Origin of the sequence: Streptomyces sp. NPDC091280 (genome assembly GCF_044768565.1) — a bacterium.
In the GTDB taxonomy this organism is placed as follows: Bacteria; Actinomycetota; Actinomycetes; order Streptomycetales; family Streptomycetaceae; genus Streptomyces.
In genome coordinates, this window is the sequence record NZ_JBIVUZ010000002.1 from 366,335 (window position 1) to 389,387 (window position 23,053).

Below are 23,053 nucleotides of genomic sequence, written 5' to 3' on the forward strand. Positions count from 1 at the left end.
TCCCCCGTGTGCACCGAGGAGCACCGACCATGCGTCTGACCGTCACCGCCGTCGACCCGCAGCAGGGCCAGACCGCGGACATCATGATCGAGACCGACCCGTCGGTTCCGGTCGGCGAGCTCGCCGAGGAACTCGGCCGGCGGCTGCGCGGCGGTGCCCCCGACGCGCCGCCCGCCCTCTTCCACAGCGGCACCGAGCTGCCGTACGACCAGCCGGTGGGCGGCAGCGGCCTGCGGGCGGGCAGTCTGCTCTCGCTGGACAGGCCGGTGGCCGTGCCCGGCAGGGAACCGGACGGCGTCGTCGAGGTGCGGGCCGTCGGCGGTGTCGACGCCGGTGCCGTGTTCCGGCTGCCGCCCGGCGACTACGAGATCGGCGCCGGCCACGCCTGCCGCCTCAGGCTGACCGCCGAGGGCCTGGCCGCTACGGCCGCCCACCTCAAGGTCGTCGCCGACGGCACCGTGACCGTCCGCTCCGCGCCGGGCGAGCGGATGCTCCTCGACGACACCGCCGTACCCGACTGGACGAACTGGCCGGCCGGCGGTGTCCTCAAGGCCGGTCCGACCCTGCTCGAACTGACCGCCCCCACCTTCCCCGACGCCGCCCTCGTCCCCTCCGAGGACGGCGTCGGCCTCGACTACAACCGGCCGCCGCGGCTGCTGCCGCCGCCCGTGCGCAACCGGTTCAAGCTGCCGGTGCCGCCCGGCAAGCCGCCCCGTAGGAAGATCCAACTGCCGCTGATCTTCGCGCCGTTGGCGATGTCCCTGGTCTCCGTGGCGGTGTCGCACAACACCCGCTTCCTGGTCTTCGGCCTGCTCTCCCCGGTCCTCGCCCTGGTCAACCAGCTCTACGGCAAGAAGCGCGGCAAGGAGAGCCACGAGCAGCTGGTCGCCGAGTACGAGCGGAAGAAGACCGAGCTGGAGACCGAGGTCGACGAGGCGGTGCTCGCCGAGCAGCGCGCCCGGCGGGCCGCCAGCCCCGACCCCGCGAGCACCCTGCTCATCGCCGCCGGACCCCGGCTGCGGCTGTGGGAACGCCGCTGGCGCGACGAGGACTTCCTGCTGCTGCGGCTCGGCGTCGCCGACCGCCCGGCCTATGTGGAGCTGGAGGACCCGGCCGAGGCCGAGCACCGGCGCCGTATCACCCGGACCACCCGGGCCGTGCCCGTCACCGTGCCGCTGCGCGCGGCCGGCGTGCTCGGCGTGGCCGGCCAGGCCGCCGCCGAACCGCTGGTGCGCTGGCTCGCCGCCCAGGCCGCCACCCTGCACAGCCCCACCGACCTGCGGATCTGCTTCCTCGCGGGCAGCGGCGGCGAGGACCGCTGGTCCTGGGTGCACTGGCTGCCGCACACCGCCCCGCTCGGCGAGGACACCCGCAGCATGGTCGGCGCCACCGCCGAGTCCACCGGCCGCCGGATCGCCGAGATCTGCGCCGTCATCGCCGCCCGGCAGTCCGCCGGGGAGCGGGCGGCACGCGGCGGTGCCGCCGGTGAACCCGATCTGCTGGTCGTCCTCGACGGCGCCCGCCGACTGCGCGCCCTGCCCGGTGTCATCCAGATCCTGCGCGAGGGTCCGGCCGTCGGCGTGTACGCGATCTGCGTGGACGCCGAGGCCCGCTTCCTGCCCGAGGAGTGCCAGGCCGTCGCCGTGGTCGGCGCCGACGGCCGGCTGCGCGTCGAGCAGACCGGCTCCGACCCCGTCGAGGACGTGCTCATGGACGCGCCCGGCCGCGCCTGGTCCGTCGGCGTCGCCCGCGCCCTCGCCCCGCTGCGGGACATCGGCGACGAGGCCGAGGAGAGCCTGCTGCCCGGATCCGTACGACTGCTCGACGTCCTCGGCCTGGAGCCGCCGATGCCGGACGGCGTCGCCGCCCGCTGGCTGCTCGGCGGACGCAGCACCCGGGCGGTGCTGGGCGCGGGTGTCGACGGGGCGTTCGCCGTCGACCTCGCCGCCGACGGACCGCACGGACTGATCGCCGGCACCACCGGCTCCGGCAAGTCCGAGCTGTTGCAGACCCTGGTGGCCAGTCTCGCCGTCGCCAACCGGCCCGACGAGCTGAACTTCGTGCTCATCGACTACAAGGGCGGCAGCGCCTTCGCCGAGTGCGAGGACCTGCCGCACACCGTCGGCATGGTCACCGACCTCGACACCCACCTCGTGGAACGCGCCCTGGTCTCCCTCGGCGCCGAACTCAGGCGCCGGGAACACATCCTGGCCCAGGCCGCCGCCAAGGACATCGACGACTACACCGACAAGCGCACCCGGCAGCCCGACCTCGCGCCGCTGCCCCGACTGGTCCTCGTCATCGACGAGTTCGCCTCGATGGTCCGCGAACTGCCCGACTTCGTCTCCGGGTTGGTCAACATCGCCCAGCGGGGCCGCTCCCTCGGCATCCACCTGATGCTCGCCACCCAGCGGCCCTCCGGCGCGGTCACCGCCGACATCCGCGCCAACACCAACCTGCGGATCGCCCTGCGCACCACCGACACCTCCGAGAGCCGGGACATCATCGACGCCCCCGACTCCGGCCAGCTCTCGCCCCGCACCCCCGGCCGCGCCTACGCCCGGCTCGGGCACGCGGCACTGCTGCCGTTCCAGACCGGCCGGATCGGCGGCCGTCGCCTCGACGCGGCGGCGGCCGACGAGGAGGCCCCCGCCCCCGTGCTCACCGAACTCCACTGGGAGGAACTCGGCGACCCGCTGCCCCGCACCGCCGTCACCGAACGCGCCGTACAACCGGTCACCGACCTGTCCGTGCTGGTCGAGGCCGTGCGCGGCGCCGCCCTCCAGCTCGCCGTACCGGCCCCGCGCCGCCCCTGGCTGCCGCCGCTGCCGGACATCCTCGCCCTCACCGACCTGACCGGCGCCCCCGCCGCCCCGGGACAGCTGCCCGCGGTGCCGTACGGACTGGTCGACGTGCCCGCCGAGCAGACCCAGCGGGAACTGGTCTTCGACCTCGACCGGATGGGCCATCTGCACATCATCGGCTCCTCGCGCAGCGGCCGTTCGCAGACCCTGCGCACCCTGGCCGCCTCGCTGGCCCGCACCCACTCCACCGCCGACCTCCACCTCTACGGACTCGACTGCGGCAACGGCGCCCTCCAGGCCCTCACCGGGCTGCCGCACTGCGGCGCGGTCGTCGACCGGGGCGAGGCCGAGCGGGTCGTACGCCTGCTGAACCGGCTCACCGCCGAGATCGCCCGGCGGCGCGCGCTGCTCGGCCGGCAGGGCGTCGCCGACCTCACCGAACTGCGCCGCAACCTGCCCGAGGAGGAGCGGCCCCCGCACATCGTGGTGATGCTCGACCGCTTCGAGGCCTTCGACCGGGAGTACGCCTCCTTCGACCAGGGCAGCGTGCTGGACGCCATGGTCCTGCTGATGCGCGAGGGCGCCAGCGTCGGCGTGCACCTGGTGCTGGCCGGTGACCGGGTGCTCAGCCAGAACCGGTTCTCCTCCACCACCGAGGACAAGCTGGTGCTCCGCCTGAACGAACGCAGCGACTACTCGATGGTGGGCCTCCAGGTGCGGTCCGTCCCGGAGGACCTGCCGGCCGGCCGCGCGCTCCAGCCCAAGGACGCGACCACCGCCCAGATCGCGCTGGTCGACGGCGCCGACCCGAGCGGCGCCGGCCAGGCCCGCGCACTGGTCGCGCTGGGCGAGCGGACCACCGAACGGGACGCCGGCGTGCCGGACGCGCGACGCCCGTTCCGGGTCGACGTGCTGCCCGACGAACTCGGCTTCGAGGAGGCCCTGGCGCGCAGGCCGCGGGGCGTCTCCCCGCTGTGGGCGATGGTCGGCGTCGGCGGCGACGAACTCTCCGCCCAGGGCACCGACCTCACCCAGATCCCGTCCTTCATCATCGGCGGACCGCCGCGCTCCGGCCGGAGCACGGTCCTGCTCACCATGGCCCGTTCGCTGCTCGAACTCGGCACCAAGATCGTGGTGATCACGCCCCGCAGCTCGCCGCTCCGCAAGCTCGCCGGCCACCCCGGCGTGGTCGACGTCTTCACGGACGCCGATGTCGAGGTCGCCGACTTCCGCACCGCGCTCGGCAAGGTGGACAGCCCGGCCGGGGCGATCCTGGTGGACGACGCCGAGCTGATGATCAACTCGGAGCTGGACAACGACCTCGCCTCCCTGGCCCGGGGCAGCGCCGGGGACGGCTGGGGCCTGATCGTGGCCGGCAACAACGAGGTCCTGCTCGGCGGCCTGTCCGGCTGGCAGACCATCGTCCGCCGCAACCGCTGCGGAGCCCTGCTCGCGCCCCGCTCGATCAGCGACGGCGAACTCGTCGGCGCGCGCCTGCCCCGCGGCCTCATCGGCCAGGACAGCGAACCGGGCCGCGCCCACCTCCAGACCGGCGACGGCCGCTTCCTGACGGTCCGGGTACCGAGGACGAGCGCCCCGTAGGGGCGCGGGGAACTGCGCGACCAGCCACGACCAAGCCGGGGACGACAACCGGCAGGTCGTGGCTTCTCGCTCATGAACCGGCACAAGAATCCGCCCCCTGGCCGATCTGGCCAGGGGGCGAACTCGTCTAATACCGCCGCCGGTTCAACGCCCCGCAGCCACCACGGCCCCCTCGCCGAAGGCAAACGTGCCCGTGATCGCGTCGAACAGGTCGTACAGCTGGTCGGCCACCGGCAGGTTGGGGCTGAAGCAGGTGATGATCAGCACGTTCCGGCTGCCGGGCACCGGCACCACGGTGTGCATCACCACCACCTTGTACGACACCCCGCCGCCGATCTCGCTCTCCTCGACCCCGACGATCCGGCCGACCGGCCCGATCTGCGGCAGCGTCTCCGTGGTGAAGGTACGGGCCGTGCCCTCGCCCTTGCGCTCCCCGGACGCGGAGAACTGCTTGGCCAGGCCCTGCGCCGAGAAGTCCTCGCCGGGCGGCGGGGTCAGGCTGAACACCATCAGGCCGGCCATCAGCAGGCCGTCCTCGTACATGGTGGTGGTGCCCGCGGCGTAGACGGCACCGCGCCGGCGAGCGCCCTCCATGATCCGGCGCGCGTTGCGGAAGGCCTGGTTGACGGCGTCCCGCGTCGGCTTGTCCGGCGTCTGCCGCAGCATCTCCGCGCGGCGCTCGGACAGCGTGTCACCGCCGAGGTCGTACTCCGTCCAGTTCTCCGGGATGGAGATCCCGAAGGTCTGCGAACCGTTGGTCATGGGACCGTGCTCCTTGGGTCGTCCGGCCGCAGCCGTCTCAGGACTTACTTCCGTCGGTGTTGGTGAGCTGCGAGCCCATCTTTTCGTCGGCGTCCGCGAACGCCTTGACGATCGCCTCGCAGGCGTCCTTGAGGTCCTTGCTGTTCCGCTTGAGCTGGAACCGCCCGTCGCCCCACTTCTTGTCGAAGTTGGAGCCGGCGTCCACCAGGGGCGCGCCCACGTCGTTGGCGTTGAAGCCGGTCGACCTGGTCTCGATGAGGTCCATCACCCGCCCCAGCAACTGGCCGAGGCGCTCCACCTCGTCTCCGGGCATGTCGATCTCGGCCATGGGGCTCCTCCCTGGACGCTTCGGGTCGGCGGGTCTGTCCCGCCCCGCCCCAGGAACGCCTCCCGGGGCGGGTCGGTTCAACGGGCCGTGGGAGAAGAACAGTTGGGGTTCAGGGGGGAGAACACGGACGGCACGCGGGCCGCCCACCGGGGCTCGCGTGCCGTCCACCGCTCGGGCGGGTGCGCGTTCAGGTGCCGTTCCGCACGAGCTTGCCGTCCGCCCCGACCACGAACCACTCCCCGTCCAGGCCCTGCCCGTTGACGTCACCGGGCGCCGCGTCGCCGACGTAGTAGTAGAGCGGCCAGCCGCCGTACGTCGTCTGCACGGCACCGCCGGACTTGTGGGCCGCCCGGATCAGCGCGGACCGGGCGCCCTTGCCGGCGGTCGCCTTGCCGCTGCCGGTCAACGCGGGCCACACGGCGATGCACTTGGCGTCGCAGTTGCTCGCGCCGCCCTTGTCCTTGGTGAAGGCGTACAGCGTCCGGCCCTCGCCGTCGACCAGGATCGAGCCCAGACCGGATTCCTTGACGGCGACGGCCTCGGTCGTGCCGGACCCCTTCGCCTTTCCGTCGGTGTCCTTTCCACCGCCGCAGGCGGCCAGTGCCAGAGCCAGCGGTATCGCGATCAGAGCCGTCCGTGCACGCATTGTGGTGACCTCTCTCAGCCGTGAATTCGAGGGGGCGTGTCCCCGCGTCCCACACGTGCCGGGCGCCTTTCGGGTTCAGTTCTCCGATCCGGTCCGGGAATTGAACCGCCGGCCGGGTCCGCGCGTGATTCGGGCAGCACATCGGACCGAATCCCGGACGGAGAAAAGAAATGCGCAAGGTGTCTCTCTCGGCGGCGGCGGCCGTGCTCGTCGCCGGTCTGTGCGCCGCGACCCCGGCCCTGGCCCACGACGGCCACGGCTCCGGCGCGCGGGCGTCGGCCGCCGCCGTGTCGGCGACCGAGCCCGCCGTCTCCCTCATCGCCCAGCTCTCCGGCGACCAGGAGGTCCCCGTCAAGGGCGGACCCGCGGTCGGCGACCCGGACGGCAGGGCGGTGGCACTGGTCAAGGTGAAGGGCGACCGCATCACCTTCGCGCTGTCCTGGAACGGCATCGACCGGCCCACCCTCGGCCACATCCACCAGGGCGCCGCCGGTCACAACGGCGACGTGAAGGTCGGCCTGTTCACCACACAGATGCCGTCCACCGTGCAGTCCGCCGCCGGCCAGACCTCGGTGACCGACGCCGCACTCGCCCGCCAACTGCGCACGGACCCGGCCGACTTCTACGTCAACCTGCACACCGCGCAGTTCCCGGGCGGCGCCGTGCGCGGCCAACTGCGCCCGCTGGCCAAGCCGGTCAACCCGCTCAGCATCATCCGCGGCGGCAAGCTGCGCGCGCTCGCCGACGGCGGCCAGGAGGTGCCCACCGCAGACCCCAAGCGGGTCGGCGACCCGGACGGCCACGCCGTCACGTTCCTGTACCCGGAGAACGGCCAGGTCGGCTACTCGCTGGCCTGGGTGAACATCGGCACCCCGCTGGCCGGCCACATCCACCAGGGCACGAAGGGCCACAACGGCGACGTGAAGATCCCGCTCTTCGTCACCCCGGTGCCGCAGAACATCTTCGCCATCTCCGGCACGACCGCCGTCCAGGACCCCTCGGTGCTGGCACAGATCAAGAAGGACCCGACCGGCTTCTACTCCAACCTGCACACCGCCGAGTTCCCCGACGGAGCGGTCCGCGGCCAGCTCTTCAACTGACCCGCCGTTCAACAGCAGTTGGCGGTCGGGCGAACCGAGGTGGAGATTCCGTCATGCTTCAAGACGTAACTTGATTGGTCTGGACAACCCTGCGACGCTGCTTGCGTGTGGACTCGACTCTTCCGTTCAAGAGCCCGTCTCATCCGAATCGTCCTGCCCGCCGTCGTCGGGGTGTCGGCCGTGCTCGGCGCCGGTGTCATCGCCACCGGCAAACCGGCCGCGGCGCAGTCCGGGCCGGCCGCCGACCGCTACGTCGACATCGCCTCGGTACCCCGGAGCGTGCTCCCCGCCATCGAACCGGACGCCTCCACCGGCACCTACACCGAGGACTGCGGCCGCAATCGGAACGGCCATCTCAACGCCGACAACCTCGTGGTCTCGCCCGGAGTCAGGGGCTCGGCACACCACGTCCACGACTATGTGGGCAACGTGTCGACCAACTACCTGTCGAGCAACTCGGAACTGGCCGCGGCCGGTACCACCTGCGTCGGCGGCGACCGCTCCACGTACTACTGGCCCGTGCTGCGCCGGCTGGACCGCATGGGCAGCGACGCCCACGCCATGGGCGGCGGTCTGGACGACAACATGGGGCGGATCCTGACTCCGTCCTCGGTGGTGATCGACTTCCGGGGCAACCCGGTGAGCAAGGTCGTCGCCATGCCCCGGTTCCTGCGCCTGGTCACCGGCGACCCGGTCGCGCTCTACACGGGCGACGCCAACGTCCGTGCCCAGTGGGGGTGTTCGGGCTTCCAGGACCGCTTCACCACCAAGTACACGCTGTGCCCGCAGGGCAGCGGTCCCACCCGCACCCTCGACTTCCCCAGCTGCTGGGACGGACTGTCCACCGACAGTGCCGACCATCGCACCCATGTGGTGTTCCCGGCGGCCGACGGGGTGTGTCCGCACGCCACCTTCGCGATCCCGCAGCTGCGCGTCACCCTCACCTACGCGCTGTCGCCCGGTGTCCCGTACGCCGTGGACTCCTTCCCGGAGGAGAAGCACGACCCGCGCACCGACCACGGCATGTTCATCGACGTCATGACGGACCGTCAAATGTTGGTCCTGGTCGGCTGCTTGAACGACGGACGGCACTGCCGCGCGTCCTGACGCGTGACGTCCTGCGTCCTGACGTGCGACGCCGAAGTCCGCGAGATATTTACGAGTTCCGATCGAACCACCTCCGGCTGCCATCCGTGTTGATCGCGTCAGTCAAGGAGAGGACGGGAGAAAGTGGATGGCGGCGCTGTGGCCCCGCGCGCGGGACAAGCAGAGAACGACCGACGAGGTGCTCATCCGGTCCTTGTACGAGGAACACGGCGGGGCCCTGCTCGCCTACGCGAAGCGGCTCACGAATGACCACGCCGCCGCGGAGGACGTCGTCCAGGAGACCCTGATCCGGGCCTGGAAGAACCAGGAGTCCCTGGTCAACGGCAAGGGCTCGGTGCGTGGTTGGCTGCTGACCGTGGCGCGCAACATCATCATGGACCGGTACCGGGCGAAGGCCGCGCGGCCGACCGAGGTCGCCGAGTCGGTGGGCACCACCCCGGTGGAGAAGGACCACGCGGAAGGCGTGGTGGACTCGATGCTCGTCATCGAGGCCCTCGACCGGCTCTCCCCGGACCACCGGGACGTGCTCAACGAGATCTACTTCCAGGGCCGTAGTGTCGCCGAGGCGGCCGAAGCTCTCGGAATACCTCCCGGAACCGTCAAATCGCGATCACACTATGCCTTGAAGCAACTGCGGGACCTGTACAGAGACGAACCCGGACCGGCGAAGCTCGTCGCGCTGAAGGAGGTGGCGGCATGAGCATCAAGGAACACGACAGCGCGCTGCTCGGCGCCTATGTCCTCGGCACACTGGACGAGCGCGAGACGCGGGCCGTCGACGACCACGTGGCGTCGTGCGACCGGTGCCGCGAAGAACTGGACGGATTGCGGGAGATGGAAGCGGCCCTCGGCGAGGTGCCGCCGGAGGCGTTCCTCGACGGCCCTCCGGAGGGCGGCGACCTGCTGCTCCAGCGGACGCTCCGGCAGGTACGCAACGAACGGGACGGAGAGGTCCGCCGGCATCGCACGCTGTTCGCCGCGGTGGCCGCGGTCGCGGCGGCGGCGGTGCTGGGCGGCGGGGTGCTGGTCGGCAGGAGCATGGGCGTCACCGGCCACGATGTCGCCGACCTGCCGCAGTCCTCGATCTCCGCGCCCGCGTCCCCGCCGCCCGTCGGTACCCGGGTGGCCTCCGGCACCAGCGCGTCGACCGGCAGCCGGATGACGGTACGGGTCACCCCGGCCGCCTCCTGGGTCCGGGTGAACGCCTCGGTGGCCGGCATCCCGGTGGGCGAGCACTGCCGTCTCATCGTGGAGTCCAAGGACGGCAGCCGTGAGATCGCGGGCAGTTGGGTCGTCGCGGACCAGGACAAGGGCGCGAACCTCGACGGTTCCGCGGCCGTCCCGATCGACGACGTCTCCAAGATCGTCGTGGAGAACGAGCAGGGCAAGGAATACGTCTCCCTGAAGATCTGACGCGGATCCCGGCACCACCCGACCACATCGGCACCACCCGACCACATCGGCTCCGGCCGCGCGGCATCCGCCGCGCGGCCAGGCCGACGTGCCCTGCGGAAGGACAGGTACAGCCCCCCGTGGACGGCCTCACCCCGGAAGCGACAGGGATCGCTCTCATCGGATGCGGTTATGTCGCCGACTTCTACCTAGCCACCCTCCCCAACCACCCCGAACTGGTCCTGCGCGGGGTCTACGACCGTGACGAGGCGCGCGCCCGCAAGCTCGCGGACCACCACGGCATCCGGTCGTACACCTCCCTGGACGAACTCCTGGCCGACGACACCGTCGCCGTCGCCGTCAATCTGACCAACCCCCACAGCCACTACGAGATCTCCCGCCGCTGTCTGGAGGCGGGCAAGCACGTCTACTCGGAGAAACCCTTCGCCGAGGAGCTGTGGCAGGCCACGGAACTCGTCGAGTACGCCGAGCGGCACGGCCTGGTCCTGTCCTCGGCCCCCTGCTCCCTGCTCGGCGAGACCGCCGAGACCGTGCGCTCGGCCCTCGCCGGGGGCCTCGTCGGCCGGCCCCGCCTGGTCTACGCGGAACTGGACGACGGCGCCGTGCACCAGATGAACTTCCGCGACTGGACGAGCCCCTCCGGAGCGCCCTGGCCCTACGCCGACGAGTTCCGCGTCGGCCCCGCCCTGGAGCACGCCGCCTACTACCTCACCTGGCTCACCGCGTTCTTCGGACCGGCCTGCGAGGTGATGTCGTACGCCGCGCTGCTCGCGCCCGACAAGGCCCCCGGCCTGGACCCGGCGGAACTCGCCCCCGACTTCGGCTGCGCCCTGATCCGCTTCCGCTCCGGTGTCGTCGCCCGGCTGACCTGCGGCACCGTCGCCCCCGAGGACCACTCGCTGCGGATCGTCGGCGACGACGGAGTGCTCTGCGTCCCGGACTGCTGGGACTACGGCGCCCCCGTCACCGTCCGCGAGCGGACCGAGATGTCACCGGAGACACCCCACTACCTGACCGCACCCCACGAGGTGCCGCTCGTCCGCCCGGCGGACCACCCCCACCGCTACGACCGCCACCACGGGCACGTCATGGACTTCGCCCGGGGCATCGCCGACCTGGCGCAGGCGGTACGGACCGGCACCGCCCCCCGGCTCACCGCCCGGCACGCCCTGCACGTGCTGGAGATCACCCTCGCTGTCTCGGGTCCCACCGGCGTGGCCCACACCGTCCTCCAGACCACGTTCGACCCGACGTAAGGCGGCTCATGTCCGTCCCTCCCCCCACTGCCACGGTTCTCGCCATCGAGGCGGAGAACGTCGTCAAGACCTACCCCGGAGGCGTCCGCGCGCTCGACGGACTCTCCTTCACCGTCGCACCCGGCGGCGTCTTCGGGCTGCTCGGCCCCAACGGCGCCGGCAAGTCCACCACCATGAAGATCCTCACCACCCTGGCCCGCCCGGACTCCGGCGCCGTACGGGTCGCCGGACACGACGCCCTGCGCCACCCCGACCGGGTGCGCCGCGCCATCGGCGTCGTCGCCCAGCGCTCCGGCGCCGACCCGATGACCACCGGGCGCGCCAACCTCACCCTCCAAGGCCGCCTCTACGGCCTGCGCGGCAGCCAACTGCACCGCAGGGTGGGGGAGTTGCTCGACCGGTTCGACCTCGCCCACGCGGCCGGCCGGGACGTGCGCACCTACTCGGGAGGCATGCGCCGCCGACTCGACGTCGCCCTCGGCCTGGTGCACACCCCCCGGGTGCTGTTCCTGGACGAGCCGACGACCGGCCTCGACCCCGAGTCCCGTACGGCGATGTGGGACGAGATCGAACAGCTGGTCGCCGACCACGCGCTGAGCGTCCTGCTGACCACGCACCACCTGGAGGAGGCCGACCGGCTCGCCCGGCAGCTGGCCCTCGTCGACCACGGGCGGATCGTCGTCACGGGCACGCCCGAGGAACTGAAGGGCGAACTGCGCGGCGACGCCGTCCATGTCGACCTGCGCACCGGACCCGACACCGGGGACGCGGAGATCGCCCGCCTGGTCCTGGCCGGCCTGCCGGACCTCCGGGAGGTCACCCTCGCCGGACGGCGGCTGAGCGCCCGCGCCGACGACGGCGCCGCCGCCGTGCCCCGCGCCCTCGCGGCCCTCGACCGGGCGGGCCTGTCCGTCGCCGCCGTCACCGTCGCCCGGCCCTCCCTGGACGACGTGTACCTGCGCCACGTGGGCCGCCGCTCCCCGGCGCCCGCCGAGCCCGCAGGGGTGCCCGGGTGAACGGCGTGCGGGACGTCCTGTGGCTGACCCACCGGCGGCTCGGCGTGGTCGTACGGCAGCCCGGCTACCTGGTCATCACCCTGGTCCAGCCGGTCGTCTGGCTCTTCCTGTTCGGCAGCCTGTTCCGGCGCGTCGTCGAACTGCCCGGCTTCGGCGCGGACTCCTACCTGGACTACCTCGTCCCCGGCATCGTCGTGATGAACGCCCTGTCCTTCAACTCCTGGGCGGGCATGGGCACTTTGGACGAGATCGAACGCGGCACCCTCGACCGCTTCCTGATCACCCCGGTGCGCCGTGGCGCCCTGGTGAGCTGTGTCGTGGTGGAACACGCCCTCAGTACGGTCGTGCAGTCCCTGGTCATCGTGCTGCTCGGTCTCGTCGGCGGCGCGCACTACGCGGGCGGCGCCCCGGGCGTCGCCGTGCTGATCACGGCCGCCGTGCTGCTCGGCATGGCCCTCAGCGCCCTCTCGCACACCTTCGGCCTGCTGGTGCGGCGGCGCGAGACCGTCATCGCGCTCAACACCTTCCTGCTGCTGCCCCTCACCTTCCTGTCGACGGCCTTCATGTCGGCCCGTCTGATGCCGGACTGGATGCGCCGGGTCGCCGCCCTCAACCCGGTCGACTGGGCGCTGGTGGCCGGACGTTCGGCGCTCGCCGCCGACCCGGGCTGGGCCGCCGTCCTCGTCCGCTGCGGCGGACTCGCGCTGCTCGCGGCGCTGCTGACCGGCGTCAGCCATCTGGCGTTCCGCGCCTACCGGACCTCCGTGTGACCGCACACCCCCACCGTTCCCGCGATGAAGAGGCATGCCCCCATGCACCCTGTCACCGCCCGTACCCCCGCACCTGAGCCCGCCGAGGGGATCGATCCCGCCTGCTCCGCCCACATCCCCGCCGCCGAGATGCTGGCCGGCGACTGGATCCCGCTGCGCCGCACGCCCGCCGGAGTCCTGGTCGCCACCGCCGGGGACCCGCCCGACCTGGGCCACTGGTTCCCCGGCGAGACGCCGGTGTTCCGCGCGACCGGCCGCCGTGAGATCCAGGAACTGGTCGTCGACACCCGCCTCGACGAGGTCGCCGACGACATGGCCAACGCGTTCACCCGCGCCCACCCCGAGCACGCCGCCCGCACCGGGGTCCGGCCCTGGCAGCGGGCGGCGGCCGGGATCCTCCTCCTCGTGGTCGTCGGCACGCTGCTGGCCGGTGGCCTCGGCGTCGTCATGACGGCCCTCGCTGTCCTCTTCAGCCTCGGCCTGCTGTTCAAGCTGGGCCTCGCCGCGGTGTCCGCACAGCCCCCGCCCGCCGCGGGCCCGGAGCTGTCCGACGCCGAACTGCCGAGCTACACCGTGCTGGTGCCCGCCTACCAGGAGGAGGCCGTCATCGGCGAGACGGTGCGCTGGCTCGCCGGACTCGACTACCCCCGGGACAAGCTGGAGATCCTGGTCCTGGTGGAGCGGCACGACGAGGCCACGGCCCATGCCGTACGGGCCGTGGATCCCCCCGGCTTCGTCCGCGTCGTCGCGCTGGCCCCCGGCCCGCCGCAGACCAAACCGCGCTCCTGCAACCTCGGTCTGATGCTGGCCCGCGGCGAGCTGCTGGTGATCTTCGACGCCGAGGACCGGCCGGAACGCGACCAACTGCGCAAGGTGGCCCGGCAGTTCGCCGCCGGTGGCGAGCGACTGGCCTGCGTCCAGGCCAAGTTGAACTACTACAACGAGCGCCGCAACGTCCTGACCCGGCTGTTCGGCCTGGAGTACGCGTTCTGGTTCGACCTGATGCTGCCGGGCCTCGCGCGCCTCGGCCTGCCCGTGCCGCTCGGGGGCACGAGCAACCACCTGCGCACCGACGTGCTGCGCCGGGTCGGCGGCTGGGACGCGTGGAACGTCACCGAGGACGCCGATCTCGGGCTGCGGCTCGCGGCCACCGGCCACCGCGTGGCCATCGCCGACTCCACCACCTGGGAGGAGTGCCCGGCCCGGCCCTGGGCCTGGATCATGCAGCGCACCCGCTGGCTCAAGGGCTATCTGCTCACCGGACTCGTCTACACCCGGCGTCCCGGCGACACGCTCCGCCGGTTCGGCCTCTCCGGGCTGGTGTCCCTCCTCGGGATCGTCCTCGGCACCCCGGTGGTCTTCATGTGCTGGCCGGCCGCCTTCCTGCTGGCCGGGGCCGCCTGGGCGGGACGGCCCGGCTGCGCGTTCGGTGCGCTCGCCATGTGGGGGAGCGCCGCGCTCATGGCCGGGGCGATGCTGATCGCCGCAGCCCGCCGCCGTCTGTCCTGGTGGACGGCCCTGCTGGTCCCGCTCTACTGGCTCCTGCACGCCTTCGCGGGCTGGCGGGGTCTGTGGCAGCTGGTCCGGTCACCGTTCAGCTGGGAGAAGACGGTCCACGGTCCCACCGCCCGACCGGGACACGAGGCCTCGCCGACCGACGACTCCGCCGCGGGGCCCGCACAGGTCCCGCCCGCACAGCTTCCGCCCGACCGGCTCCCGCCCGTCCAGTTCCCGCCGGCCCGATGACCGGTGGACCGGTTCGGCGCCCGATGCCGTCCGCCTCACCCGGAGCAACGGGCCCCCGGCGCCAGCACCCGCGGCTTGCGGGCCCGCCGGGCGAAGGCGAGCGCCAGATCGGCGGCCCTGGCCACCCCGTCCCCCTCCGCGCGTACGGCCTGCCCGAGGTCCCCGGCCGCCTTCACCACCCGGCGTTCCGCCAACCGCTCCAGCGCGCCCCGCAGTCCGGCCGCGTCCAGGCCGTGCAGCGGCAGGTGCAGCCCCACACCGCGCCGCCGGACCAGCTCGCCCCACATCGGCTGGTCGAGCGTCACGGAGGTGACGAGGGCGGGTATGCCCGCGCGGACGACGGCACCGGTGGTCCCGGAGCCGCCGTGGTACACGGCGAGCCGGCAGCGGGGGAGCAGCGCGGTGTGGTCCGCGCTGTCCACCACCCGGACCCGCGCCGGGTCCCGGACCGCGCCCGCGGGCAGCCCGGCCCAGCCGGCGGTCACCACGGCACGCAGCCCCAGCTCCCCGGTGGCCCGCTCGATGGTGGCGAGGACCCCGGCCGGATCGGCCACCGGCATGCTGCCGAAGCCGAAGTACGCGGGTGCGTCGCCCGCGTCCAGCCAGCTCTCCAGGCCGGGGTCCAGACCGTGTTCCGCGGCCAGCGCCCGGTCCTGGCCCGCGAGTTCCAGCCAGCCGGCGAACGGCCGGTACGAGGGCCATTCGATGCCGGGCACCAGGAGCCTGCTGTAGCCCTGGATCTCCAGGGCGCCGAGCATCCGGGCGCGCAGCGGGGTCGACAGGTCCGTCGGCGCCAGCCCGAAGGCCTCGCGCAGCTTGTTGACGCCCTCACGGCGCAGTTTCCACGAGGCGCGCTCGTAGTCCACGTGCGTCCGCCAGTTGCGGTCCGGGACCGCGGACGCCTCGCCGGTCACGAACGGGTTCGGCACGGCGTGGTTGGGCCGCACCGGGAACAGGTGCAGCAGGACCGGCGGGATCCGGCGGGCCTCGGCGATCAGCACCGCCAGGTCCTCGGTGAGCGAGCCGGAGACGATCAGGTCGGCGCCCTCGCAGACCCGGTACAGGGTGCGGGCGATGTCGCCGGTGTGGGCCGCCATCACCGTACGCAGTCCGGCCAGGAACTCCGCGCTGTCGCCGGAGGTCATCCAGCTCCACTCGTGTGCCGGGCGGGACAGGAACTCCCGCCAGTCCACCGGGAGTTCCTCCAGCGGCAGGCCGGCCGCGCGCACCATGTCGGCGGAGTGGGCCGGGGCCGCGAGGACAGGTGAGTGCCCGCGCCGGACGAGCTCCCGACCCAGGGCGACCAGCGGCTGGACGTCGCCGCGGGTGCCGTGGGTCATCAGGACGATGCGCAGAGCCTTCATGTCGTGGTCACCTTTCGTGCGTCGGAACGTGACGCCAACACGAGGGGTGGCCCGCCGGGGTTCGATTCCGGCGTAGTGGGACGAGCCACACCCTGCGACGGGAACCGACGACGCGTGTGCCGCGTCCGGGGTCGGCGCAAACCTCCGCCGCGAATTGTCACCCGCTGTTTACACGCGTCGTGGCAACGACAAAAGAAAAGCCATGAAAATTGACGGCGGGTACGCGGGGAAAGCTGCCCGATGTCCTCGGAGAGGCTGTCTGGATGCGCTCCGGAGAACTCGTCTGCTTTCTTGGGAAACACACAGGGAAAGGCGGGCCGATGGCTTGTATAGAGTGCACCCAATGTCCGGAATGCCGATGAAAAAGCAGCTCAAAGGGGCGGAGCGGGTCGTTCCGGTCCCCGTTGACAATGGACTGGACCACCCGTAGGTTTTTGTTCGTGCAGAAACGCCTGGCTGACTTTTCGCCGGCGTGATCAGTCTTTTGGTTTTCGCCCTCACAGGACGGCCCGATGACGTTTGTCACCGCACAGCGAAATTCCCTGCTCTCCGCCCTGCGGGATCTCTATGAAAAGGATCCGGACAGGCTTCTTTTCACCTTTGTCGACGACGACGGCGAGGACGCCGAGACGCTCCGCGCGGGAGAACTCACCGAGGCGGTCGACGCCGTCGCCGGCTCCCTGACCTCATGGGGCCTGGCCCCCGGTGACCGCGCGGTGCTGGTCTATCCGCCCTCGCTGGACTTCGTGAAGGCCTTCATGGGCTGCCTGGCGGCCGGTGTCCTGCCGGTGCCCGTCTACCCCCCGAACCCGTTCCGGCTCACCCGGGACCTGGCCGGTTTCAACGCCGTCGTCGAGAGCTCCGGCGCCAAGGCCGCCCTCACCAACGGCCTGTTCGACCGCAGCCGCCGGGCCTCCTCGGTCGGCCGGCTGCTGGGCCGCGCCGCACACGACTGGCCGCGCATCCCCTGGTACCGCACCGACCGCCGCCCCGCCCGCCGGGGCCGGACCGACTGCGACCCCGACGCCTGGTACCGGCCCGCCGACCCGGCCGAGACCGCGTTCCTCCAGTACACCTCCGGGTCCACCGGAACACCCAAGGGCGTCATGGTCACCCACGGCAACCTCGTCCACGAGATCGCCGCCAACGTGGTCGACCTGCGCCTGAACGACGACACCAGAGGCGTCTTCTGGCTCCCGCAGTACCACGACATGGGCCTGATCAACGTCATCCTCAGCACCGCCATCGGCAACTCCACGACCCACATCCTGTCGCCGCTCACCTTCCTGCAACGACCCTCGATCTGGCTCGACGTCATGTCCCGGGTCCGGGCCACCATCACCTCGGCACCGAACTTCGCCTACGACCTCGCGGTCCGCAAAACCACCCCCGAGACGCGCGCGGGCTGGGACCTCTCCGCCCTGGAGATGGCCATCACCGCCGCCGAACCGATCCGCACCCGCACCATCCGCGCCTTCCTCGACGCCTTCGCCGTCACCAAGGTCCGCCCCGACGTCTTCTACGGCGCCTACGGCCTCGCCGAGAACACCGCGAGCGTCACCAACCGGGGCCAGGGCGTGCTGCGGCTCGACAAGCAGGCGCTGGCGCAAGGAGACGTCGTACCCGTCGAGGAGGGCGCCCCCGACCTCGGCGGTCACGTCGAGTTCCACGGCTGCGGCTTCTCCAGCAAGCCGGGGGACCGCATCCGTATCGTCGACCCGGAGACCGCGACTCCCGCCCCGTCCGCGCGGGTCGGTGAGATCTGGGTGCGCTCGTCCACCACCGCCGCCGGCTACTGGGACCGCCCCGAGGCGACCCGCGAGCTCTTCCACGCCACCGTCACCGGCGAGGACGACCCGACCGAGTACCTGCGCACCGGCGACCTCGGCTTCCTGCACGAGGGCCAGCTCTTCATGACCGGCCGCATCAAGGACCTGATCATCATCCGGGGCCGCAACGTCTACCCCTCCGACATCGAGGACAGCGTCCGGGAGTGCCACCCGGACATACGGCCCGGCGGCATCGTGGCCTTCGCCCTCGGCCCCGACGAGACCTTCCCCGGGGACGTGCCCGGCGACGACGACACCGAACGCCTGGTCGTCCTCGCCGAGACCGGCCGCAAGCGGATGGACGCCGACCTCGCCGCCGAGATCTGCGCGAGCGTCCGCAAGTTCGTCTACGCCGACCACCACCTCTCCTGCCACACCGTCGCCCTGGGCCGGCCCGGCCTGGTTCGCAAGACCACCAGCGGCAAGGTGCGGCGCCGGATGTGCAAGGCGGCCCTGCTGAGCGGCGAGATCGACCGTGAGCCCGGCACCCTCCTGGTGTCGGTGCAGAGCAACGAGACCTTCAGCCAGTCCACCGAGGGACCCTCATGACCCCCCACAACGGCCTGCTCCTGGCGACCGGCCCCCGCGACCCGCGGATGTACGAGGTCGACGACGACTTCCGGCGCGTCCTGATCGACATGTCCGCGCTCACCGTGGCCTCCGCCGGCCGCCGCGACCGCTTCTTCCACGCCACCTCCACCGCGGCCCGCGGCACCCTCACCCTCCTCGACCCCCCGCACCTGCCCGCCCACGGCTTCCTGCGCCCCGGCCGCCGCTTCCCCGTCCTCGCCCGCTACAGCAACTCCGTGGGCACCGACGACGTCAAGCCGACGGTCCGCGGCCTCACGCTGCGGCTGCTGGAGGGCGGGACCGGACTGCTCGACCTCACCTTCAACACCGGCCCCACCTTCTTCGCCTCCACCGCCGAGACCTTCCGCCGCAGCTTCGGCACCCCCGAGGAACGGGCCGACGTCATCGCCGAGAAGCCCGAGGTCCGGTCCGTCATCTGGAACAACATCAGGACCGCGGGCTCCTACGCCACCTACGACTTCCACTCCCAGGTACCCCAGGGGTTCGTCGCCGCCGACGGCCGCCAGTGGCTCATCCGTTTCCGCGTCCACCCCGCCGAAGAGCCGCTGGTGCGGGGCGACTTCGACCACGGCGACCGGTGGTGGCCGCCGGACGCGCCGAACGAGATCCCCCGCCCGCCCGGCGACACCCGCGAACCCGCCTTCCTGCGCGAGGAGTTGCGCACCCGCCTCCGCACCACCGGAGTCCGCAGCGTCCTCCAGGCCCAGCTCCACCCCCTGGACGGCACCCCGCTCACCACCGCGACCGCCCTCGACCCGGCCCGCGCCTGGCCCGAGGACCGCTGCCCCTGGTTCGACCTCGGCGACCTGCGCCTGGACACCCCCGCCGACGACGAAACCGTCGACCGGATCGCCTTCGACCCCGGCCTCGCCCCGCCCGACCTCGGCATCGCCCTCGCCCGCTCGCCGTACACCACCGCCTCCCTGGGCCACCTGCGGGCGCTGATCTACCAGGCCGCCTCCCACGCCCGCCGCGGCGAACGCCAACCACCCGAGCTGACACGGCTGTTGACGCCGATCCGCAAGCGCGGCGGGCCGCGCCTGGCCAAGCGCCGGACCGTCGTCGTCGGCGCCGGGCCGAGCGGCCTGACGATCGCCCGCGAACTGGAGCGGGCCGGGCACCGGGTCACCGTCCTGGAGGCCGCGGAGTCGGTGGCCGGCAAGTGCGAGAGCGTCGAGATCGACGGCCACGCCTACGACCTCGGCGGCCACATCTGCACCACCGAGTACGAGCGGGTCGCCGAACTGGCCACCGAACTGGGCGTGTCGACCGAGCCGACCACGCCGTACCGGATCCTCGACACCGAGCGCGGCACCACGGCCCCGCAGGACACCTCCTTCTTCCGCACCGACGCCTTCCGCCGCTACCAGGCCCTGCGCGAACGGGAGTTCCCGCGCATCGGCGAGCCGGGGCTCGCGCACTCCGCGAAGGCGCTCGCCGCCCCCGTACGGGAGTGGCTGGCCCAACACGGCCTGGAGTCCATGGCCGCGTCCTTCGGCACCGGCTTCACGGCGGCCGGCTACGGCTACCTCGACGACGGCGTGCCCGCCCTGTACTTCGTCAAGTACGCGGAGATGACGGGCCTGTTGGGCAACAAGCCCGAACTCCTGGGCCATCCGGGCGCGTTCACCGTCAAGGGCGGCTTCGCCACCCTGTGGCGCCGGGTCGCCGAGGAGCTGCGGGACCTGCGGCTCGGGGTGCGTATCGAGGCGGTCGAGCGGCACGCGGACGGTGTACGGGTGCGTACGGACAGGGAGTTGATCGAGGCCGACGACCTGGTGCTCACCGTCGCCCTGGACCGGATGCTGCCGGTCCTGGACGCCACCGAGGACGAACGCGCCCTCGCCTCCCGCATCAGGAACAACGCCTACCGCACGACCGTCGCCACCGCCGCGGGCCTGCCGGACTCCGCCTTCCACTTCCTCAAGCAGCACAACGACAGCAGCACCGCCACCGGCCACTGCGTCGCCTACCACCACCGCTACCCGGACAGCGACGTCCACACCTTCTACTCCTACGGCGCCCCCGAGGACACCTGCGACGACGCCTCCGACGACGTCTCCGAGCGGCTGCGGGACGACATCGCGGCCCTCGGCGGCCGGCTCAAGGAGACACACCTGCACCGGACATGGTCGTTCATGCCGCACTTCGGCAGCGCCGACCTGAGCGCCGGCGCCCTGGACCGCCTGGAGGCGATGCAGGGCCGCCACCGCACCTACTACGCGGGCGGTCTGCCCTCCTTCGAACTGGTCGAGTGCGTGGTCGCCCAGGCCCAGGAGCTGGCCCGCCGGCACTTCGCGACCCCGCACCGCACCACAGCCGCCGCCCCGCCCCGGCGGACGCCCGCGCCCGCCGAAGGCCCGACCGCAGCCGTCGTACGCGACTGGCTGGTCACCCATATCGCGGCCGAACTGCGGCTGCCGGAAGCCGAGTTGGACACCTCCCGGCCGCTGGAGGACTACGCCCTGGAGTCGCTGTCCGTCGCGGCGCTCCAGGCGCGGCTCTCCGACTGGCTCGGATACCGCATCCCGCACACCCTGTTCCTGGAGGTACCCACCATCGACGCGGCAGCCCGCCACCTCGCGGAACCCGAGACCCCCGTCGCCGAGCACCCCGCTCCGCCGCCCGGCCACCTGCTCCCGCTGAACTCGCCCCGCCCCTTCTTCTGCGCGGGCGGCATCGGCGGCTCCGCGCTCTATCTGACCTCACTGGCCCGCGCGCTGGGCGACGCCCGCCCCTGCTACGCCTTCGAGGCCCCGGGCCTGAACGGCAAGGAGGAACCCCTCGACGACCTGGAGGAGCTGGCGACCCTCTTCGCCGACGAGATCCAACGCGTCCAGCCGCACGGCCCGTACCTCCTCGGCGGTCACTCCCTCGGCGGGATGATCGCCTACGAGGCGGCACGGCAGCTGCGGGAGCGCGGCGAGCCGGTCCACCGGGTCGTCCTGTACGACACCTACGTACCGCTGCCCGGCCGGGGCGCGCCCGCCGACGACGACCTGCGTGCCGTGGAGGAACTGCTGGCGCTGCGGCACATGGTCTGCCTGGCCCTGGACGCCTGCGGCTGCGGTGTCGACCGGTCCCGGCCCCTCGACGAACAGGGCGCGGAGATCGCCCGCGCGCTCGGGGCCCGCGACCCGGAGTCGTACGAGACCCACCTCGTCGACCTGGTGGCCACCTACCAGGCGGGCCTGCGCGCCTTCGCGCTCTACGAGCCGCTGCCCTCGGACCTGTCCGTGGTCCTGGTCAAGCCGGAGGCCGGATTCGCACCGCTGACCCCGCAGGACCACCGCGTCCAGATGCACTTCGAGGCGCCGAACGGCTGGGACGCCGTCGACCTGGGCGACCTGTCCGTCATCCCCGTCACCGGCAACCACTTCACGCTCTTCATGCGACCCCATCTGAAGGCCGTCGCCGAGGCCACCCGCATCGGCCTGGAGCGTGCCGGATGACCGGAGCGCCGTCACCCACCGTCCCGCACTACGACCCGACCGACCCCGCCGTCCAGGCCGACCCCTACCCCCTCTACCGCACCCTGCGCGAGACCGACCCCGTGCACTGGAACCCGCCCGGCTTCTGGTTCCTCACCCGCCACGCGGACGTGCACACGCTGCTGCGCGACCCCCGGCTCGGCGCCGACAACGGGGGCGGCAACGGAGGCGGCAACGGGGGCGCCAACCGGGGTGGCACCGCCTCCGACGGCGGCGGCGAGGCGCACACCGAGCGGATGGCGGGCGGCGACACCCCGTCCATGATCCTCATGGACCCGCCCGGCCACACCCGGCTGCGCGCCCTCGTCAACAAGGTGTTCACCCCCCGGTCCATCGCCTACCTGCACGAGCGGATCGAGCGGATCACCGACCGGCTGCTGGACGACTGGGGGACGGGCGAGGGCGACTTCGTCGCGGACTTCGCCTATCCGCTGCCCCTGGCGGTCATCTGCGAGATGCTCGGCGTGCCCGAGGCCGACCGCGACGACGTACGCGACTGGTCCGAGGACATGGCCCACCTCGTCGACCCCGTCGTCACCCCCGAGACGGTCGCCCGCGGACTGCGCGGCCGGCGCCGGATCGTGGCGTACTTCCGGGACCTGGTCGCCGAACGCCGGCGGGCGCCGGGCGAGGACATCCTCAGCGGACTGATCCGCGCCGAGACCGAGGGCGACCGGCTCAGCTCCGACGAACTCCTCTCCACCGCCGCCCTGTTGGTCGTCGCCGGGCACGAGACCACCGCCAACATGATCGCCAACGGCATGCTCGCGCTGCTGCGCCACCCCGACCAACTGGAGCTGCTGCGCTCGTCCGGCCCGGACCTGGTGCCCCCGGCGGTCGAGGAGATGCTCCGCTACGACGGCCCCGCCCAGGCCGTGGGACGGCGCGCCCTGACCGACCTCGACCTGCACGGGGTGCGCGTGCCGCGCGGCGCCCGGCTGGTGCTCAGCCTCGGCGCGGCCAACCGGGACCCGGAGCGCTTCCCGGACCCGGACCGCTTCGACATCGCCCGCCGGGACAACCGGCACCTGGCGCTGAGCGGCGGCGCGCACTTCTGCGTCGGCGCACCGCTCGCCCGCATGGAGGCGACCGTCGCCTTCACCGCACTGCTCCGCCGCCACCCGCACCTCCGACTCGCGGCGGAACCGCGCTGGCGGGAGCGGACGGGCCTGCGCGGCCTGCGCGAACTCCGCGTCCGACTCTGAGCGCGCCCACGACACGGACCCTG

16 protein-coding genes are annotated in these 23,053 nt (G+C 72.4%); 12 read left to right on the forward strand and 4 right to left on the reverse strand.

Features of this window, described 5'->3' with window-relative positions; genetic code table 11:
* The first annotated feature begins 29 nt into the window (after nt 1-29).
* Nucleotides 30-4,406: an FtsK/SpoIIIE domain-containing protein gene (locus tag ACIQPR_RS08245; protein ID WP_403643796.1), complete on the forward strand. Its 4,377-nt coding sequence runs from the start codon at nt 30-32 to the stop codon at nt 4,404-4,406.
* 144 nt (nt 4,407-4,550) lie between these two features.
* Here ACIQPR_RS08245 and ACIQPR_RS08250 read toward each other — a convergent pair whose 3' ends face one another.
* From ACIQPR_RS08250 to ACIQPR_RS08260, 3 genes are all read right to left on the reverse strand, one after another.
* Nucleotides 4,551-5,168: a hypothetical protein gene (locus tag ACIQPR_RS08250; protein WP_403643799.1), complete on the reverse strand. Its 618-nt coding sequence runs from the start codon at nt 5,166-5,168 to the stop codon at nt 4,551-4,553.
* Nucleotides 5,169-5,205: 37 nt separating this feature from the next.
* A complete protein-coding gene (locus ACIQPR_RS08255; protein WP_403643802.1) occupies nt 5,206-5,496 on the reverse strand; it encodes a hypothetical protein in 291 nt (96 codons plus the stop codon).
* Between the two features lie 187 nt (nt 5,497-5,683).
* The gene (locus ACIQPR_RS08260; RefSeq protein ID WP_403643805.1) at nt 5,684-6,142 is read right to left on the reverse strand and encodes a hypothetical protein; all 459 of its coding nucleotides are present in this window, start codon (nt 6,140-6,142) and stop codon (nt 5,684-5,686) included.
* A 170-nt stretch (nt 6,143-6,312) separates the two neighbouring features.
* On the opposite strand from ACIQPR_RS08260, the gene ACIQPR_RS08265 reads away from it, so the two are divergent.
* The 8 genes from ACIQPR_RS08265 to ACIQPR_RS08300 all read left to right on the forward strand — a co-directional run bounded on the left by ACIQPR_RS08265 (nt 6,313) and on the right by ACIQPR_RS08300 (nt 14,550).
* Nucleotides 6,313-7,242 carry a CHRD domain-containing protein gene (locus ACIQPR_RS08265; RefSeq protein ID WP_403643808.1) on the forward strand — a complete coding sequence of 310 codons (930 nt, stop codon included), beginning with the start codon at nt 6,313-6,315 and terminating at the stop codon, nt 7,240-7,242.
* A gap of 105 nt (nt 7,243-7,347) precedes the next feature.
* Complete coding sequence (locus ACIQPR_RS08270) at nt 7,348-8,349, forward strand: DUF1996 domain-containing protein (protein ID WP_403643811.1); 1,002 nt, start codon at nt 7,348-7,350, stop codon at nt 8,347-8,349.
* 127 nt (nt 8,350-8,476) lie between these two features.
* The gene (locus ACIQPR_RS08275; protein WP_403643814.1) at nt 8,477-9,049 is read left to right on the forward strand and encodes a sigma-70 family RNA polymerase sigma factor; all 573 of its coding nucleotides are present in this window, start codon (nt 8,477-8,479) and stop codon (nt 9,047-9,049) included.
* Nucleotides 9,046-9,762: a zf-HC2 domain-containing protein gene (locus ACIQPR_RS08280; protein ID WP_403643817.1), complete on the forward strand. Its 717-nt coding sequence runs from the start codon at nt 9,046-9,048 to the stop codon at nt 9,760-9,762. Before ACIQPR_RS08275 ends, ACIQPR_RS08280 begins: the two co-directional genes overlap by 4 nt.
* Before the next feature lie 119 nt (nt 9,763-9,881).
* On the forward strand, nt 9,882-11,018 hold the full coding sequence (locus ACIQPR_RS08285; RefSeq protein WP_403643820.1) for a Gfo/Idh/MocA family protein: 1,137 nt from the start codon (nt 9,882-9,884) through the stop codon (nt 11,016-11,018).
* An 8-nt stretch (nt 11,019-11,026) separates the two neighbouring features.
* Nucleotides 11,027-12,034, forward strand: coding sequence for an ATP-binding cassette domain-containing protein (locus ACIQPR_RS08290; protein WP_403643823.1), 1,008 nt, complete (start codon nt 11,027-11,029; stop codon nt 12,032-12,034).
* A complete protein-coding gene (locus ACIQPR_RS08295) occupies nt 12,031-12,804 on the forward strand; it encodes an ABC transporter permease (protein WP_403643826.1) in 774 nt (257 codons plus the stop codon). The genes ACIQPR_RS08290 and ACIQPR_RS08295 overlap by 4 nt, the downstream gene beginning before the upstream one ends.
* Before the next feature lie 42 nt (nt 12,805-12,846).
* The gene (locus ACIQPR_RS08300) at nt 12,847-14,550 is read left to right on the forward strand and encodes a glycosyltransferase (protein ID WP_403643828.1); all 1,704 of its coding nucleotides are present in this window, start codon (nt 12,847-12,849) and stop codon (nt 14,548-14,550) included.
* A gap of 35 nt (nt 14,551-14,585) precedes the next feature.
* On the opposite strand, the gene ACIQPR_RS08305 is transcribed toward ACIQPR_RS08300, so the two are convergent.
* Nucleotides 14,586-15,914, reverse strand: coding sequence for a glycosyltransferase (locus ACIQPR_RS08305; protein WP_403643830.1), 1,329 nt, complete (start codon nt 15,912-15,914; stop codon nt 14,586-14,588).
* Nucleotides 15,915-16,426: 512 nt separating this feature from the next.
* On the opposite strand from ACIQPR_RS08305, the gene ACIQPR_RS08310 reads away from it, so the two are divergent.
* Genes ACIQPR_RS08310 through ACIQPR_RS08320 form a run of 3 tightly spaced genes read left to right on the forward strand, consistent with a single transcriptional unit; the run spans nt 16,427 to nt 23,030 of the window.
* Nucleotides 16,427-18,292 (forward strand): fatty acyl-AMP ligase, encoded by a 1,866-nt coding sequence (locus ACIQPR_RS08310; RefSeq protein WP_403643833.1) that lies wholly within the window; start codon nt 16,427-16,429, stop codon nt 18,290-18,292.
* Nucleotides 18,289-21,786, forward strand: coding sequence for an alpha/beta fold hydrolase (locus tag ACIQPR_RS08315; RefSeq protein ID WP_403643835.1), 3,498 nt, complete (start codon nt 18,289-18,291; stop codon nt 21,784-21,786). The genes ACIQPR_RS08310 and ACIQPR_RS08315 overlap by 4 nt, the downstream gene beginning before the upstream one ends.
* Nucleotides 21,783-23,030 (forward strand): cytochrome P450, encoded by a 1,248-nt coding sequence (locus ACIQPR_RS08320; RefSeq protein ID WP_403643838.1) that lies wholly within the window; start codon nt 21,783-21,785, stop codon nt 23,028-23,030. The genes ACIQPR_RS08315 and ACIQPR_RS08320 overlap by 4 nt, the downstream gene beginning before the upstream one ends.
* Nucleotides 23,031-23,053 lie beyond the last annotated feature (23 nt).

What these genes read in the sequence shown, in the direction of transcription:
- ACIQPR_RS08245 (WP_403643796.1), top strand. Translation starts at nt 30, where the DNA reads ATGCGTCTGACCGTCACCGCCGTCGACCCGCAGCAGGGCCAGACCGCG.
- ACIQPR_RS08250 (WP_403643799.1), bottom strand. Translation starts at nt 5,168, where the DNA reads ATGACCAACGGTTCGCAGACCTTCGGGATCTCCATCCCGGAGAACTGG.
- ACIQPR_RS08255 (WP_403643802.1), bottom strand. Translation starts at nt 5,496, where the DNA reads ATGGCCGAGATCGACATGCCCGGAGACGAGGTGGAGCGCCTCGGCCAG.
- ACIQPR_RS08260 (WP_403643805.1), bottom strand. Translation starts at nt 6,142, where the DNA reads ATGCGTGCACGGACGGCTCTGATCGCGATACCGCTGGCTCTGGCACTG.
- ACIQPR_RS08265 (WP_403643808.1), top strand. Translation starts at nt 6,313, where the DNA reads ATGCGCAAGGTGTCTCTCTCGGCGGCGGCGGCCGTGCTCGTCGCCGGT.
- ACIQPR_RS08275 (WP_403643814.1), top strand. Translation starts at nt 8,477, where the DNA reads ATGGCGGCGCTGTGGCCCCGCGCGCGGGACAAGCAGAGAACGACCGAC.
- ACIQPR_RS08280 (WP_403643817.1), top strand. Translation starts at nt 9,046, where the DNA reads ATGAGCATCAAGGAACACGACAGCGCGCTGCTCGGCGCCTATGTCCTC.
- ACIQPR_RS08290 (WP_403643823.1), top strand. Translation starts at nt 11,027, where the DNA reads ATGTCCGTCCCTCCCCCCACTGCCACGGTTCTCGCCATCGAGGCGGAG.
- ACIQPR_RS08300 (WP_403643828.1), top strand. Translation starts at nt 12,847, where the DNA reads ATGCACCCTGTCACCGCCCGTACCCCCGCACCTGAGCCCGCCGAGGGG.
- ACIQPR_RS08305 (WP_403643830.1), bottom strand. Translation starts at nt 15,914, where the DNA reads ATGAAGGCTCTGCGCATCGTCCTGATGACCCACGGCACCCGCGGCGAC.
- ACIQPR_RS08310 (WP_403643833.1), top strand. Translation starts at nt 16,427, where the DNA reads ATGACGTTTGTCACCGCACAGCGAAATTCCCTGCTCTCCGCCCTGCGG.
- ACIQPR_RS08315 (WP_403643835.1), top strand. Translation starts at nt 18,289, where the DNA reads ATGACCCCCCACAACGGCCTGCTCCTGGCGACCGGCCCCCGCGACCCG.
- ACIQPR_RS08320 (WP_403643838.1), top strand. Translation starts at nt 21,783, where the DNA reads ATGACCGGAGCGCCGTCACCCACCGTCCCGCACTACGACCCGACCGAC.